Source organism: Prolixibacter sp. DSM 2831 (assembly GCF_056493735.1).
In genome coordinates this window covers 2,193,846-2,209,171 of the sequence record NZ_CM151379.1, presented here as the reverse complement: position 1 = coordinate 2,209,171, position 15,326 = coordinate 2,193,846, and the positions used below count along the sequence as shown (strand labels likewise).

Here is a 15,326-nt window from a genome sequence, read left to right as displayed (position 1 = left end):
GGGACATGGAGCTCTTCACCAACAGACCTCGAACCGACCAAACTTATGCCAAACCAGGCGAACGCAGCTTCTCCTTTTTAAACCGGAGTGGCCGCGAGGAGTTTGCTGTGGTGCGAGAAAAGCTGAATAGTTGGTTCAGCCATTACCCTGAGCAGGAGCAATTCGAGCTCAAGCGCCGCCTGCAAAGTGCCAAGCAGTTTGATTACGCCTTTTTCGAATTATACGTACACGAGTTCTTTTACTCACGTGGTTATCAGCTAGAGGTTCATCCTGAGTTGGACCATACCACCAAACAGCCCGACTTTTTGATATCGAAAAACGGGAAAGCGCTTTTTTACTTAGAAGCCAAAGTGGTTACTGACGAGTCGGATGCAGAGCGTAGCTATCAAGAAAAACAGAATAGAATTGCCAGTGAACTCGACAAATTAGGCAACTTTCCTTACTGGATATCCATTCGGGAGATTGATATAAAAAACGACAGCTCATTTTCAGTAAAACCGGTTATACGAGAGATTAAGAAAGTAGTAAAGGAGCTCGACTACCATGAGATGCTGATCACCTATAAAAAAGAGATTTTTAATTACGAAGATGAAAATCTTTCAATCGAGATTAGCCTTCTCCCCAGGTCAAATTCTTCTTTGGATGAGATGAATCGAGCTGTAGGCGTACGAGGTTATTTTGAATCCGGATACGTTGATACCAGTAAATCGTTATCAAGAGCTATTGAAGACAAAGCTCGAAAATATGGTAAGCCTAATTTGCCTTTGGTAATCGCAGTCAATTGTATTAGCCCGCTTCATTTTGCTCCTGACGATCTGGAGATTGTTTTGGGCAAGGATTTTCGTTTCATTAAAAGCAATAGCACAATTCCAAATAGCGACAGGATTATTACGGAAGAAGGAATTTTCTCAAAGTCCTTTATGAATCGCGTACCTGCATTATTTATTACCTGGGTGACTCCTTATCATCAAAATGATGAGCAGTGGTATTGGTGTCCCAACCCGAATTTTGAAAACAAAGAATTTCAAGAAAGTTTAATTAATCAGCTATTTTAGAGGATGTATTTTGAACCTGATATTATATGGGAGGTGAAACAGGTCAATTCGCTGGACGAATATGTGGAGAAGTATGTGGTAAAGGGCAGGTTTCACGATAAAGTACCAACTGACATCAAAGAAGCCTGGCTAACCGTAGAATATCTACTAGCCCACGCCTACTATTATTGGCCCATGTATGATGAAGGCTTCAAAAAGGCGCTATTAATCATCGAAATGGCCATAAAACTAAAAGCCAAAGAACTTAAGATTCCCATTGAGATTCCCAAAAAAAAGGGGAAAAGCCGAAATAGACATTTGGCTGACATCATCGATGAGGTATTTGCCGGTGAGCACCATCAAACGCTTAAGCGAAGTATCAACAGAGCCCGAACGCTGAGAAACTGGCAGATGCATCCCAGTGGCAACAGTGTTATGGGTGGAATGAAGCCAATTACCGACAATCTGATGCTCTTTGCCAATGTACTCAATGCGGTTTATCAGGAAGAGAGCTGGCATATTCGGCAATATGAAATTGAAAAAAAGCTTAGTTCTTTCTTTGAATCATTATTAGTACTGGAAGACAATCATCCCGGCATATTAATTCACGGCATTATCGATTACCGGGTGTTAGACGAAAATTTGATCATGGTCTGTAATCCCATTCTAACGAATATCGATGATGTGATATCAAAGCCTTCCTCAGCCAGACCCATTGCGCTACTCCTGACGAATTTCAAGATTACAGAAAATGAAATTACAGGTAAATCTCCCAATGGATGGGATGTCAGACTATACAAAACCAGTAAAGAAGAAAACATCCAGACACTTGAAAAATATGTGCAACAAATAGAAAAATGCGATGCAAAGAATAAACTCATATATTTTCAGGTACTGAAACAAGAAATCGCCTGGGAATTGGTGGAATTAGAATACAAGAACCTTGAAACAACAGCTTAAAATAAATAGTTGGTACTTGTTCGCGTAATTTACAATGCAATTAATAAGTCCCACTACTTATATTTCGTGATTATAAGGTATGGCACTAATATTAAAAAAATAAGTCCCAACACTTATATTTGCCCTTTATAAGGCTTGGCTCTTATATTTTATTTATTAAATTTACAAAAACACTTAGTTATGTACGCAGCCATCACCGGAGACATAATCGCATCGAAAGAACTGGACCTAGCTACACGAGATAACGTAAATGAACTTTTAATTAATGACTTTGAGCGAGTAAACAAAGCCTTCAAACTCCCCTATCCATTTGAATTTTTACGCGGCGACAGCTTCCAGGGAATAGCATCGAATGTACAAGATGCTCTAAAAATCGCTTTACTTGTCAAGTGCATTTTCAAGAAGAATTTTAAACAGCCGTTCAGCATAGCTGGAAAAAAAACGGCCAAGGAAAAAATTGACATCAACTTACGAAGAAACTGGCGTATTTATAACAACTTAGATGCACGTATAGCTATAGGCATTGGTTCCATCGAATACTTAAAAGAAAAACTCTCGCTTTCGGATGGTACTGCCTTACAATATTCCGGAAGGGAACTGGAACAAATGAAATCGAAAGGACAAAAAATTTCTTTGCTAACTACAAATAATGAGGTAAATAGAGAATTATCTGTAGAATTGAAACTTTTAGATGCGATTATAGACAAGTGGACGGTTATGTCAGCAGAGGTGGTTTTTTATTTATTACAAGGGCATAATGAAACCGAAATAGCAAAATTATTAGATATTTCACAGTCAGCTATTAATCAAAGAAAACGAACGGCCAACTGGGACGCTATAGAAATACTGTTGGAAAACTACAAGAAACTAATCGCCAATATATAAGATTATATGGGACCGGACAATTTGCAATCTATTCTACTCATAAAACTATTTCTTGCCCACTTTTTTAGTGATTTTATTCTTCAACCTGATTCCTGGGTAGAAAGCAGAAAAGAAAAAGGCTTAAAATCGCCTTTTCTTTATTTACATAGTTTTATCGCCGGTGCACTTTCTTATTTGCTTATTGCAAAGTGGCAATGGTGGTATTTAACACTAATTGTTTTTGTTGTACACGTACTTATCGATATTTGGAAAGCTGTACAAAAAGATAACGAAGTACGTTTTTTTCTTATTGATCAGAGTGCACACTTACTATCACTTGTCATTATTTGGTTATTTTTCATTAATGGCTGGAGTGCATTTGGTAAATGGCTCTTACCTATCATAAACTCTGTTGATATTCTCCTACTAATACTAGGGTATGTTTTAATACTATGGCCATCCGGTATACTAATCAGAGAACTAACAGCCAATTGGAGAAAGCAAATTGAAGACGATAAAGCTCAAGAAGAAAGTCTAAACAAAGCGGGCATGTGGATCGGTTTCCTGGAGCGTTTCTTAGCTTTGACTTTAATTCTCATCAACCAATTTGGCGTCATCGGCTTTCTAATTGCGGCTAAATCAATTCTACGATTGAACCCAAACGACGCTAATAAAACCAGAAAATATACAGAGTATGTTCTTCTAGGCACGTTAATAAGTTTCGCCATCACAACGATAATTGGCCTAATACTAAGAGGAACATTAAGTTTCTTACCTAAAATTTAGCAATAAATGTCTTTTACCGAACTAAACAGCGTAGAACATTACATTATCCATCAATTATCGGGTGTCAATCTCAATACGTCCGGGCAGGTTGCCGAACCGCAAAGCAGTTTTGGTACCGGTTGGGAATATATCGCTCCAGGTGAATTAAAACGTAGCGTGAATGAAGTATTGTTAGAGGATGAAATAAAGGATGCACTGGTTCGGTTAAATCCCGAAATTGCAGTTAAGCCTGAACTGGCTGAGGAAGTGATTTACAAGTTAAGGGCTGTATTGATTGCCGTGAACCAGACAGGGTTAGTCAAAGCCAATGAAGAGCTTTTTAAATGGATGACCGGTGACAAGACCATGCCTTTCGGTGAAAACAACCGTCATGTTCCGGTCCGTCTCATCGATTTTGAAGATTTTTCCAGCAACACTTACATCGTTACCAATCAGTTTCGTGTTCATCACCGTGAAACGAAAATACCCGACGTGGTATTCTTCATCAATGGCATTCCGGTAGTTGTCGGTGAAGCCAAAACCCCTATCCGCCCATCGGTTAGCTGGTTGGACGGGGCACACGAGGTGCATGATGTTTACGAAAATACTATTCCTCAATTGTTTGTCCCCAACATCTTGTCGTTTGCCACCGAAGGGAAAGAACTGTTTTACGGAGCGGTTCGCACGCCGTTGGAACACTGGTCGCCCTGGCGTCTGGAAGACGATGATGATGCGCTCGCTCAACAATTGGGCTTGGGTGAAATTGGCAAAGAACTGACCGATTTGTTGCATCCCAAACGGTTACTGGACATTATGCAGAACTTTTCGCTGTTTGCCACCAATAAAAAGAAGCGGCGGATAAAAATAATCTGTCGGTATCAGCAATACGAGGGCGCCAACAAAATTGTGCAACGGGTGATTGAGGGAAGAATCAAGAAGGGATTGATCTGGCATTTTCAAGGATCGGGAAAATCATTGCTTATGGTTTTTGCCGCTCAGAAACTTCGTCGGGCACCTGAATTAAAAAGTCCAACCGTATTGGTTCTGGTTGACCGTGTGGATTTGGATACGCAGATAACCGGCACATTTAATGCTTCGGATGTCCCCAACGTTGAGAGTACCGACAAGATTAACGAATTGCAAACCCTGTTGGCCCGCGATACCCGCAAAATTATTATCTCCACCATTTTCAAGTTCCGCGATGCCCAACCGAACATGAATACCAATGACAACCTGATTGTTTTGGTTGATGAAGCCCACCGAACCCAGGAAGGCGACCTTGGACTTCAGATGCGGGCTGCCTTACCCAATGCGTTTCTGTTTGGATTGACCGGAACACCAATCAACAAAGTCGATAAAAACACCTTTTGGGCTTTTGGTTCCCAGGAAGATGAAGGCGGTTATTTATCACGCTACACCTTTCAGGATTCGTTACGGGATAAAGCTACGCGACCGTTGCATTTCGAACCTCGGTTGATTGATGTTCATGTTGATAAGGAAACCATCGATAAAGCGTTCAAAGAGTTTACTGAAAGCATTGCCCTATCGGATGAAGAGGCCGATGCATTAAACAAACGCTCGGCAAAGATGGCTGCATTCCTCAAATCGCCGGAGCGAGTGGCCAAAATTGTGGATGATATTGCCACCCATTTCAGGGAAAAAGTGGAGCCTCATGGTTTCAAAGCCATGATTGTTACACCGGACCGTTTAGGTTGTGCCCAATACAAAGAGGAACTGGACAAACATTTTCCAACAGAAGTCAGTCGGGTTGTCATTTCGACGACCGCAAACGACAACCTGGAATTCAAGCAAAAATGGGGAATCGACAAGACTCAACAGGAGAAAATTGTCGATGAGTTTAACGATGCTAATTCCCCGCTGAAGTTCTTAATCGTCACAGCGAAACTACTAACCGGATTCGACGCCCCTATTCTGCAAACCATGTATTTGGATAAATCGTTGAAGGACCACACGCTGATGCAGGCCATTTGCCGCACCAACCGGGTTTTACCGGACAAGCATTACGGTCGCGTGGTGGATTACTTTGGTGTGTTTGATGATGCTGCCAAGGCATTAGAATTTGATGAAGAAAGTGTCACAAATCTGATTTCCAACTTATCGGAATTGCGGAATGACCTGCCCGAGGCGATGAAGAGTGCACTCAGTCATTTCGATGGAGTGGACAGGAGTCTGGAAGGATTCGAAGGATTAGAGGCTGCTCAGAATGCCATCAATACGAACGAGAAAAAAGATGCCTTTGCCAAAGATTTTAAATACCTTTCCAAACTGTGGGAATCTCTTTCCCCTGATTCCGTTTTGAACATTTATCAGAAGGATTACAAATGGTTATCACAGGTGTACGAATCGGTTCGTCCGGCAGTGGACAATGTTGGTAAATTGCTGTGGTTCTCGCTGGGAGCCCAGACGACCAAACTCATACACGAAAATATTCATGTTGGCAATATTTCTCACCTTGATGAATATGTATTGGATGTGGATGTGATACGGGAAATCTTTGAAAATCCCGACCCGAAAAACGGCCAGAGGCTGGAGAAGATTCTTATTAAACGGTTCAAGAAACACGCCGGAAATCCCAAATTCAAAAAACTAAGTGAACGACTGGAAGAACTGCGGGACAAAGCCGAGCAAGGGTTGATTTCATCCATCGAATTTGTGAAGGAGCTGTGCAAACTGGCCAAGGAAACGGTAGCTGCAGAGAAAGAAATTGAACTAGAGATTCAGGAAAAATCTCCCAAAGCAGCACTTACCGAATTGTTCCTGGAGCTAAAGACAGACCAGACACCAGCAGTCGTTGAACGTATCGTGAATGACATTGATGCAATTGTTCGGGTGGTAAACTTTCCCGGATGGCAAAACACCACGTCCGGAGAACGGGAAGTTCAGAGATCACTGAGAAAAGCTTTACTGAAATATAAACTTCATAAAGACCAGGTTCTTTTCGACCGGGCTTACGCGTATATCAAGGAGTATTACTAAAGTTAACTTGATGTTTATTCTTCGTCAAGCATTCTGCTGATGCGCCGCGGTCCAGGCGTTGGACAATATTTTTTTTATTTCCGGGCTGACGTTGTCTCTGCCTTCTCCTTCGTGAAAAATGCGGTTGTGACCGACGATGACAAGAACAGCACAGCGATGCTTATTGAAACAACGTCATAATCTCCTCAAACTCTACCTTCCCGAAGTAATCGGTCAGGTTCACCGATGAAAGGATTTGCCGGAGGTTTTCGGTTTCGTGCGGCACACCGACGAGCTTTTCTTCGAGCTCTTCGATGGGTTGCGACGCAAAGAAATCGCCGAATATCTTCACTTTCTGAATGACGCCTTTCTTCACATCCATGTGCAATTCGATGAAACCGGCGGGCACTTTAATGGCTTTGTTGAAATCGTAGCTGGGTGAACCACCAAAATTCCAGTCCCAGGTGCTGTACTTTTCGGCGGACAGTTGTTTTATTTTCGCCACTTCATCCGGTCTTAGTTTGTGAATGGTTGTATTCTCTGCGTTCTCCTTGATGATTTGCCCGATAAGCATTTCCTTGAACCTGTCGACAGTGATACCTCCCGGGAAATAGTCAATCAGGTTCGTTACGCGGGCCCGGGCAGACTTCACTGCTTTATCCCGGAATTTTAGCGGGTTGATTTTCAAAGCTTCGCTCAACACCTTCATCTCGGAGTCCAGCAAAATGGTACCGTGCTGAATCATCTTCCCCTTGCGGGCTAGCTTGGCGTTGCCGCTGAATTTCTTGCCATCGACCACCAAATCATTCCGTCCTTCGAGCTTAGCCGGCACATCCAGGTTGTTCAGCAAATCGACCACCGGTTGGGTGAATTTCGAGAAATCGGAAAAATCGTCGTCGCCCAGAGGCGTATGGAACGAGAAGTTCAGATTACCCAGGTCGTGGTAAACGGCACCACCGCCCGACATCCGGCGAACCACCTTGATTTTGTTTTCGGTGACATAATCGAGGTTGATTTCCGCCAGCGTATTCTGGAACCGTCCCACAATGATGGAAGGCGCATTTACGTAGAGCAGGAAGATCTCGTCGTTCGGATATGTATTCAGCAAATACTCTTCGGAAGCGATATTGAAATAAGCGTTATTTGAGGGCGAATCGATAATCAGCATGAATGAATTTTTTTGCAAAAATAGGAAGTTTTTATTTCTCAGTTTGCTGGGAAAGAAAAGGAATCAGGACGAACATTGCTACATCACCCTCTGCTTCGAGAGACTACGCCACAGCCTGCTACATTATAAATTATTCATGGGAATCGTCACATATACTCCAATCCGGGCCCCCGACCAATCCTGCTTAACCGGACCATGCTCACCGACCAGATAATGTAGAACATTCTCCTTCGTTTCTATTTTGCTTTTCGCGTTATATTCATAACCGGCATAAATACCAAAAGAGATGTCGGTAAAAAAATAGCGACTCATCCTGACCTGCGGCATCATCCACCAGTTGTGGCTTTCGAACTGATATGTTTCGTCAAACCCCTGACTGGGAATGACTAATTTTTCAGCTATATCAATATTAGCAAGCTTAATTCCGGAAGACAACTCCAGTCCCAAAAACAGGTTGCTCCCAACTTCTTGTTTATACGAAACGATTCCCCCAAAATTCACGGCCCTGGCTTTAACATCCATCCTATAAGACCCCGAATAATCGGCATAGCTGTTTCGGGCACCGGTGGAATAATAACCGGTAGTACCCCCGAAACCGAACGAAGGATTCAAATAGTACAATACATCGGCTCCGAAATTGGCATAGCCCGGAAACGCTTTCACGCTTTTCACATTCACCCCTATATCGGGAATAGCGTACTGCTGAAAATCTTTAAAATCAGCCATCGCATACGTACCCCAACCAATGGCCGGACGAAATTCAAACCCCTGCCCTTTCAGGCCAATACTGATGAAACAAAGGGAAATGAGCGGTATAATTTTCTTAATGGACATAATCTGTGATTGCCAGGTGATAACCCGAATTAAAAAAGATATAGTTATTTAAGAGGCGAAAATTCCATGGACTCGCATGATGGTTAAGCTCTAATTTGACAACATCATTGTCATAGTCGTACACGAAAATCTTTTTTTGCGAATAGGAAACCAACAATAAATTGTTTGTCACCGGATCGAAATTGATGGGATTCGCCACAAACTGATTCAGATTACGAATGGTTTGCCCGGTCGAACAATCCATCACGTAAATACCATCCATTGAATTTACCAACAACTCGTTGGGCTTTCGGGGATTAAAAAGACAACTGATATCATTCCCAGAATCTTCGTACTGCACAATTATTTGCTGGTTGTCGACCACTTCACAAATATGCAACCCAAGATCATTACAAAAGGCTGCATAATGTCCGTCAGAGGATATGGCAAACCGGTAATAGCTGTTTCCGCGGATAGAGCCCAAAGGTCCGGAATCAGAAATAATACTGTCGTTTTGAATATTCAACAGGCAAAAACGGCCGTCATAACCAACCAGGAAAATAGTATCGTTCAGGTTCTTCATTACCTGAATCGTTGCATTATCGCCCAGTCCATTAGGAAGTTCCTCCAACACATTCATACCGGATGTACTAAACCGCATCCGTTTCTGGTTCACGATAGCATACAGGCTTTGATTATCTTCCGAGAATGTCAGTGTAGGATTATTATTATAGTCGTACGGAAAGTCATAGTTACCAGTAATTTGAAAATTCTCATCCACTTCCCTGACAAACATGGAGCCCTTATAAAAGTAGGAATTCAAATCGGGCTTGTATAGCATATCGGTGAACTGCAGCCCATCTTCAGTTCCCAACGTATGCCTTTCATAAAGGTAATGAGTCGCTTTTCCCCAAATCGTTGATTTCAATGGTTCAAAATCAATCCGATGAAGAAGTGGCTCTCCAAGTCCGGTCGCCGGAATTGTATAGGAATTACCCGATGGCACCAGAACTTTTGAAATAGCATCTCCCAGGCTATAGTAGGTTTTACACTGAAATGGATTTGGTGTCCAGCTGATAGTCAGACTATCCAGGTTTTCGGCAAACTGAATATCGACAGGGTAATCATAAGTGTAGTTGACTACGGCTGTATGGATATCTCTGTTTAAATCATAAAACTCGGTTGTTAGTGTCACATTGATTTGCCCGCCCACATACAGAGAGTCGATAAATGAAGTACTGTCGGAATTGTAAAACGCAACAGAATACCGGTCGTTGATGCCTTTGTTATCGATCGACAACTTGTAGGCGTGGAAAAACGAGGAGTTAAACTTATCCCATGAGAATTTGATAAACCCGTTTTCAATGGAGGAAGTTAGCTTCAGGTTCGGTGCTTTTGGATTTTCAAATACAACAACCCACTCTTTGGTAAACAGGAATCCTTCATTCCCTGTTACATCAGCCAGGCTCCCAGTACCGGAAGTAGTATATACTTTCATCTCCATCGGATAAATACCTTCATGAAAGGCAGCCGGATCAATATCTATGTAGCCACTTGTTTTGTCGTAAACATGCTGTTCTCCGTCCAGCGTAATTATGACACCCACAATCGGCTGATTGTCCGAAACCAAATTGAAATTATAACGCGATTTCGTCCATACATGGAGTGTATCATCATTTAAATCGAGTGTGAGGTTTTGAACCTGCGGCGGAGTGGTGTTTTGATCGACGTCCACAAAATTCTCCCCTCCCGGAGAATACGTACATGAGTAAATCAATGGAATCAATCCAATGAGAATAGAAAATACAAGCTTTTTCAATCTTTTGTTAGTTAGTTAACCAATCTGCTTTGTCTGTCTGCGTCACAAATGTAACATAAAATGCTATCAAGAAATCTGTTTTTTTATATGAATATTCTCATGATAGCAATAAAACAAACACACTTGTTCGGCACTATCTTTTTCCTTGAACAAAGAAACCTTCCATATTTTTGTTTTTATACCAATTGGTATATATTTGTAGAAGGTATGAAGAAATCGGAAAGGACAAAGCAGTTCATTATTGCGCAGACCGCTGCCATTTTCAACAAGAAAGGGTTTGCCGGTACGTCCATGGCCGATATTACCGGAGCAACGGGCCTCACCAAAGGAGCCATCTACGGAAACTTTGCCAACAAGGATGCAGTGGCACTGGCTGCTTTTGCTTTCAACTACGGACAGATACGAAAAACGGTTCATACCGGGCTGCAGCAGGCCAAAAATACGCGCGAGAAGCTGATGGCTTACGTTTCGTTTTACAAAGAGTACTACCCCACCATCTTTGAATGGGGAGGCTGCCCGATTTTGAATGCTGCTTCCGATTCCGACGATGCCCACCCTGCACTTTTCGAAAAGGCAAGTTCGGCGCTGGAAAGCTGGCGTAACAATCTTATATCCATTATCGAGGAGGGTCTGGACAACGGGCAGGTAAAACCAGATGTCGAACCCGAAGCTTTCGCCGATGTATTCATATCGCTGGTGGAAGGAGGCATCTTGATTGCGAAAACGCTGGGCACCGAAAAGCCCTTATTATCGAACCTGGAACAGTTGAAAACACAGATAGAACAAATAGTAATCTGAATAAATAAATTTTTTTAATCATGAATATACCAATTGGTATAAACATATTAAAGAAACAAAAACCAATATCCTTATGAAGAGAGTAGTTATTACCGGACTGGGAGCGGTAACCCCACTAGGCAATAATATTCAGGACTTCTGGCAAAATGCCGTTGCCGGGAAAAGTGCGGCCGCCACCATCACCCGCTTCGACCCGACGAAATTTAAAACGCGGTTTGCCTGCGAAGTAAAGGATTTCAATCCGGCAGAATACCTCGAACGCAACGAAATCAAGCGCAGTGATCTTTTCACTCAATATGCATTGTACGCCGCCGCCCAGGCCATGGAAGATTCCGGTCTGGATTTATCGAAAATGGATCCGTTCGATGTCGGCGTTATCTGGGGGTCCGGACAAGGCGGAATGGGAACATTTGAAGAAGAGGTAACCAAGTATGTGCAGAATGGCTTTGAACCCCGTTTCAGTCCGTTCTTCGTCCCAAAACTGATCGTCAACATGGCATCGGGAATGATTTCGATGAAATACGGATTGCAGGGAATGAATTATACCACCGTTTCGGCGTGTGCTACTTCCAATACTTCCATCATGGATGCATTCAACTACATCCGGATGGGAAAAGCCAAAGCATTCGTAACCGGTGGTTCAGAAGCACCGATTACTCCGGCATCGATGGGCGGATTCAGTGCCCTGAAGGCGATGTCGACCAACAACGAACATCCCGAAGCAGCCAGTCGCCCGTTCGATGTGGACCGCGACGGTTTTGTGATGGGCGAAGGAGCCGGTGCGTTGATTCTCGAAGAATACGAGCACGCCAAAGCACGCGGAGCTCACATTTATGCCGAGATGGTCGGTGCAGCTATGACAGCCGACGCTTTCCACATGACCGCTACGCACCCGGAAGGAATCGGCGCCATTAAAGCCATGGAGCTGGCGCTGGAAGAGGCACAACTCAATCCCGACAAAGTGGATTACCTGAATGTGCACGCCACCTCCACACCGGTAGGTGACCCGAGTGAAGTGACGGCCGTGCAAAAAGTATTTGGCGAAAAGCCGTTGCTAAACATCAGTGCGACTAAATCGATGACCGGACACTTGCTGGGAGCAGCCGGTGCAGCCGAGTCAATTTTGTGCATCAAGTCCATTACTGATAACATCGTACCACCCACCATCAATACGGTGAACCTCGACCCGGCCATCCCGAAAGATGTACGCATCATTACCGGCGAAAGCATCGATGCCCAGGTGGATGTAGCCATGACCAACAGCTTCGGTTTTGGCGGACACAATGCAACGCTGATCTTCAAAAAAATCTGATAATAACATTGAAAAGTTAGAAATGAGAAATGAACTTTACTCCCATTGTTCATTTCTCATTTTTTACGAATAAAACTGAAACAACTACCCTTCCGCCGGCACCACCATCTTGTTATACCGGTTCCGGTACTCAACAGGTGTCAGGCCGGTGATCTTCCGGAAGGTATTTCGAAAAGCCTTGCTATCGGTATAGCCTACTTCGAACATTACCTCGCTGATGTTTTTGTGGCTGGTTTCGAAGTTGCGCTTGGCTACTTCCATCTTTACCCGCTGAATGTATTCCAGCACCGAATTGTTGGTCGCCCTTTTGAACCGACGCTCAAAACTGCGCCGGCCGACCGATAGCTTATCCGCCAGCTCATCTACCGTTATCCGGCCGTCGATGTTCTGTTCAATATAATTCTGCGCTCTCCTGACCAAATCATCGTCGTGCTTCTTTTGTCCTTTAAACATGGCAAACGGTGACTGACTGTTCCGTCCGATATCGATGGCAAAATACTTCGATGTTAAGATAGCCATCTCTCTTCCGGCAAACTTCTCTACCAGGTGCAGCAGCAAGTTCCAGTATGAATTAGCCCCTCCGCTCGAATAAATCCCGTTCTCCTCCGTCACAATCAAACCATCCTGCACATCCACCATAGGAAACAACTCACGAAACAATCCGGTAAAGCCCCAGTGAGTAGAGCATTTCATTCCATCCAGCAATCCCGTAGAAGCCAGCAGGAAGGCTCCCACACACAGGGAAGCCACCTCGGCCCCGTCGTTGTATTGATCGACAATCCAGGGAATCATCTCCGCGTTGGCAGCTATCGCGTTTTCCATATCGCCAAACAGGGCCGGAATGATGATCAAATCGGGTCGGCCAGCTTCTGACAGCAGCCTATCCGGACGGACAGAAAAATTCCCGTTTCCCAGTTGAACTTCGCTCTTCGCTCCCACCAGTTCCACCCGGAACAGAGGCTCTTTTCCCGCCTCCAGACAAAACTGGTTCACGGCACTGAAACAATACTGTGGGTCGGCAATGGCCTGCAAAACGGAGCTTTCGGGAACAAGAATGGCTATTTTCTTCATATCGGTCTGTTTTGTGTATCCATGAAAAAGCTAACTGCGTATAACATCAAATATAAGACGTTCTTGTCGGAAATAGACTTTCATTTGTCGCTTTTGTACAGCTGACCAACAGTTCTGACATAGTAATTTTGTACAAAGCGAAAGGATGATAACATGAAAACTAAATCATAACATCATGGAAACAAAAGCAAAGACCATCATTACCGTGCAGGCCATCATCAACGCACCGGTTGACAAGGTGTGGGATGCATGGACCAACCCAAAGCACATTGTTCGCTGGAACGCAGCCTCCGATGACTGGCACACGCCCAAAGCGGAGAACGATTTACGCCCGAGTGGAAGATTCACCTCACGCATGGAAGCCAAAGACGGCAGCATCGGCTTCGACTTCGAAGGCGTATACGACGAAGTGAAAATCAACCAGTTTATTGCCTACACCATGGGAGACGGCAGGAAAGTACAGGTGTCCTTCGAATCCGGAGGTGGTGCAACAAGTGTAACTGAACGCTTCGAGGCAGAAAACACAAACACTATCGAACAGCAGCAATTCGGTTGGCAATCCATCCTCGATAACTTCAAGAGGTACGTGGAAGAAAATCACCCCTAAATCCCCTGAAGGGGACTTTAAGATGCTCCTTTTGGCGAGTTCCGATGGATATCGCGGAGGAGGGATAAAACAAAAAGTAAAAAGCTTACAAAAGAGCCATTATAACCAATAAAATTCATCACCATGTCAAAAGTGAGCACGTACCTTAATTTTCTTCAGGATACGGAGAAAGCTTTCAATTTCTATAAAGAAATCTTCGGAACCAAGTTGATGGAGCCCGGATTCATGCGTTACGGCGACATTCCCGTTCAGGAAGGAATGATTCCTATTCCGGAAGATGAAAAGAACCTGATCATGCACGTGGAGCTACCGATTCTCGGTGGTCATGTGATAATGGGAACCGATGTCCCCAGGTCCATGCAATCGCAGATAACACCAGGCAACAACGTATACATTATGCTGCAACCCGATACCCGCAAGGAAACCCGGAAGCTATTCGATGCCCTTTCTGAAGGCGGAATCATACGAGAGGAACTCCAGGACATGTTTTGGGGTGACTACTACGGCAGCTGCACCGATAAATTCGGCGTGCACTGGATGTTTGACTGTACCGAAAAAGCAAGTTAAGTCCGTCATGGGAAAATTACATTCATTCCAATTCATAACCCTGAACGGATTTCTGAACGATCCCAACGGTGATTTCAGCTGGCACCGGCATGGTACCGAAGAAAACCAGTTCGCCTCCGATAGCATGCAGTCCGGTACGACTCTTCTGTTTGGGAGGAAAACCTACGAAATGATGGCTTCTTTCTGGCCAACACCAGCAGCTATGGAAAGCAGTCCGGAAGTAGCGCAAAAGATGAACGCCGCGAAAAAAATCGTCTTTTCGCGTACCCTGAAACAGGCCGGATGGGAAAACACGTTGATAGTCAACGATGCCGTGGAAGAAATGAAACAGTTGAAGAAAACATCCGATGGCAACTTCACCCTGCTGGGAAGCGGAACCATCCTGACACAGTTAGCGGAAGCCAATTTAATCGATCAATATATGATCATGATTGATCCGGTAGCCATCGGAGCAGGCTCGGCCATTTTCGGCGGTATATCGCAAAAGCTAAATCTGGAACTGACCAACGTTCAATCCTTTAAAAGCGGCGTGGTATTGCTTAGCTACCAGCCGTTGGTCCGGGACTAGTGTT

Annotated in this window: 14 protein-coding genes; 10 read left to right on the top strand and 4 right to left on the bottom strand. The window is 44.0% G+C overall.

The genetic code is table 11. The features are described 5' to 3' along the window. Positions 1-5: 5 nt before the first annotated feature. From AC060N_RS08870 to AC060N_RS08850, 5 genes are all read left to right on the top strand, one after another. Positions 6-1,055, top strand: coding sequence for a hypothetical protein (locus AC060N_RS08870; protein WP_479526774.1), 1,050 nt, complete (start codon positions 6-8; stop codon positions 1,053-1,055). A gap of 3 nt (positions 1,056-1,058) precedes the next feature. Further along, positions 1,059-1,994, top strand: coding sequence for a hypothetical protein (locus tag AC060N_RS08865; protein WP_479526773.1), 936 nt, complete (start codon positions 1,059-1,061; stop codon positions 1,992-1,994). A 180-nt stretch (positions 1,995-2,174) separates the two neighbouring features. Next, the gene (locus tag AC060N_RS08860; RefSeq protein WP_479526772.1) at positions 2,175-2,879 is read left to right on the top strand and encodes a hypothetical protein; all 705 of its coding nucleotides are present in this window, start codon (positions 2,175-2,177) and stop codon (positions 2,877-2,879) included. A gap of 6 nt (positions 2,880-2,885) precedes the next feature. Beyond that, positions 2,886-3,644 (top strand): DUF3307 domain-containing protein, encoded by a 759-nt coding sequence (locus tag AC060N_RS08855; RefSeq protein WP_479526771.1) that lies wholly within the window; start codon positions 2,886-2,888, stop codon positions 3,642-3,644. A gap of 6 nt (positions 3,645-3,650) precedes the next feature. Beyond that, entirely contained in the window at positions 3,651-6,620 is a 2,970-nt protein-coding gene (locus AC060N_RS08850; protein ID WP_479526770.1) for a type I restriction endonuclease subunit R, read from the top strand. A 160-nt stretch (positions 6,621-6,780) separates the two neighbouring features. On the opposite strand, the gene AC060N_RS08845 is transcribed toward AC060N_RS08850, so the two are convergent. The 3 genes from AC060N_RS08845 to AC060N_RS08835 form a co-directional block, all read right to left on the bottom strand. Further along, positions 6,781-7,767, bottom strand: coding sequence for a lipoate--protein ligase (locus AC060N_RS08845; RefSeq protein ID WP_479526769.1), 987 nt, complete (start codon positions 7,765-7,767; stop codon positions 6,781-6,783). 123 nt (positions 7,768-7,890) lie between these two features. After that, the gene (locus tag AC060N_RS08840) at positions 7,891-8,601 is read right to left on the bottom strand and encodes a hypothetical protein (RefSeq protein WP_479526768.1); all 711 of its coding nucleotides are present in this window, start codon (positions 8,599-8,601) and stop codon (positions 7,891-7,893) included. Next, entirely contained in the window at positions 8,591-10,399 is a 1,809-nt protein-coding gene (locus AC060N_RS08835) for a hypothetical protein (protein ID WP_479526767.1), read from the bottom strand. The genes AC060N_RS08840 and AC060N_RS08835 overlap by 11 nt, the downstream gene beginning before the upstream one ends. A 207-nt stretch (positions 10,400-10,606) precedes the next feature. Here AC060N_RS08835 and AC060N_RS08830 point away from each other — a divergent pair, with 207 nt between their 5' ends. After that, positions 10,607-11,197, top strand: a complete 591-nt coding sequence (locus tag AC060N_RS08830; protein ID WP_170108995.1) for a TetR/AcrR family transcriptional regulator — start codon at positions 10,607-10,609, stop codon at positions 11,195-11,197. A 73-nt stretch (positions 11,198-11,270) separates the two neighbouring features. After that, on the top strand, positions 11,271-12,509 hold the full coding sequence (gene fabF, locus AC060N_RS08825) for a beta-ketoacyl-ACP synthase II (protein WP_479526766.1): 1,239 nt from the start codon (positions 11,271-11,273) through the stop codon (positions 12,507-12,509). Between the two features lie 84 nt (positions 12,510-12,593). On the opposite strand, the gene AC060N_RS08820 is transcribed toward fabF, so the two are convergent. After that, entirely contained in the window at positions 12,594-13,580 is a 987-nt protein-coding gene (locus AC060N_RS08820; RefSeq protein ID WP_479526765.1) for a GlxA family transcriptional regulator, read from the bottom strand. Positions 13,581-13,755: 175 nt separating this feature from the next. Here AC060N_RS08820 and AC060N_RS08815 point away from each other — a divergent pair, with 175 nt between their 5' ends. From AC060N_RS08815 to AC060N_RS08805, 3 genes are all read left to right on the top strand, one after another. Continuing rightward, entirely contained in the window at positions 13,756-14,187 is a 432-nt protein-coding gene (locus AC060N_RS08815; RefSeq protein ID WP_479526764.1) for an SRPBCC family protein, read from the top strand. A 123-nt stretch (positions 14,188-14,310) separates the two neighbouring features. Beyond that, positions 14,311-14,754 carry a VOC family protein gene (locus AC060N_RS08810; protein ID WP_479526763.1) on the top strand — a complete coding sequence of 148 codons (444 nt, stop codon included), beginning with the start codon at positions 14,311-14,313 and terminating at the stop codon, positions 14,752-14,754. A 7-nt stretch (positions 14,755-14,761) separates the two neighbouring features. Then, the gene (locus tag AC060N_RS08805) at positions 14,762-15,322 is read left to right on the top strand and encodes a dihydrofolate reductase family protein (RefSeq protein ID WP_479526762.1); all 561 of its coding nucleotides are present in this window, start codon (positions 14,762-14,764) and stop codon (positions 15,320-15,322) included. Positions 15,323-15,326 lie beyond the last annotated feature (4 nt).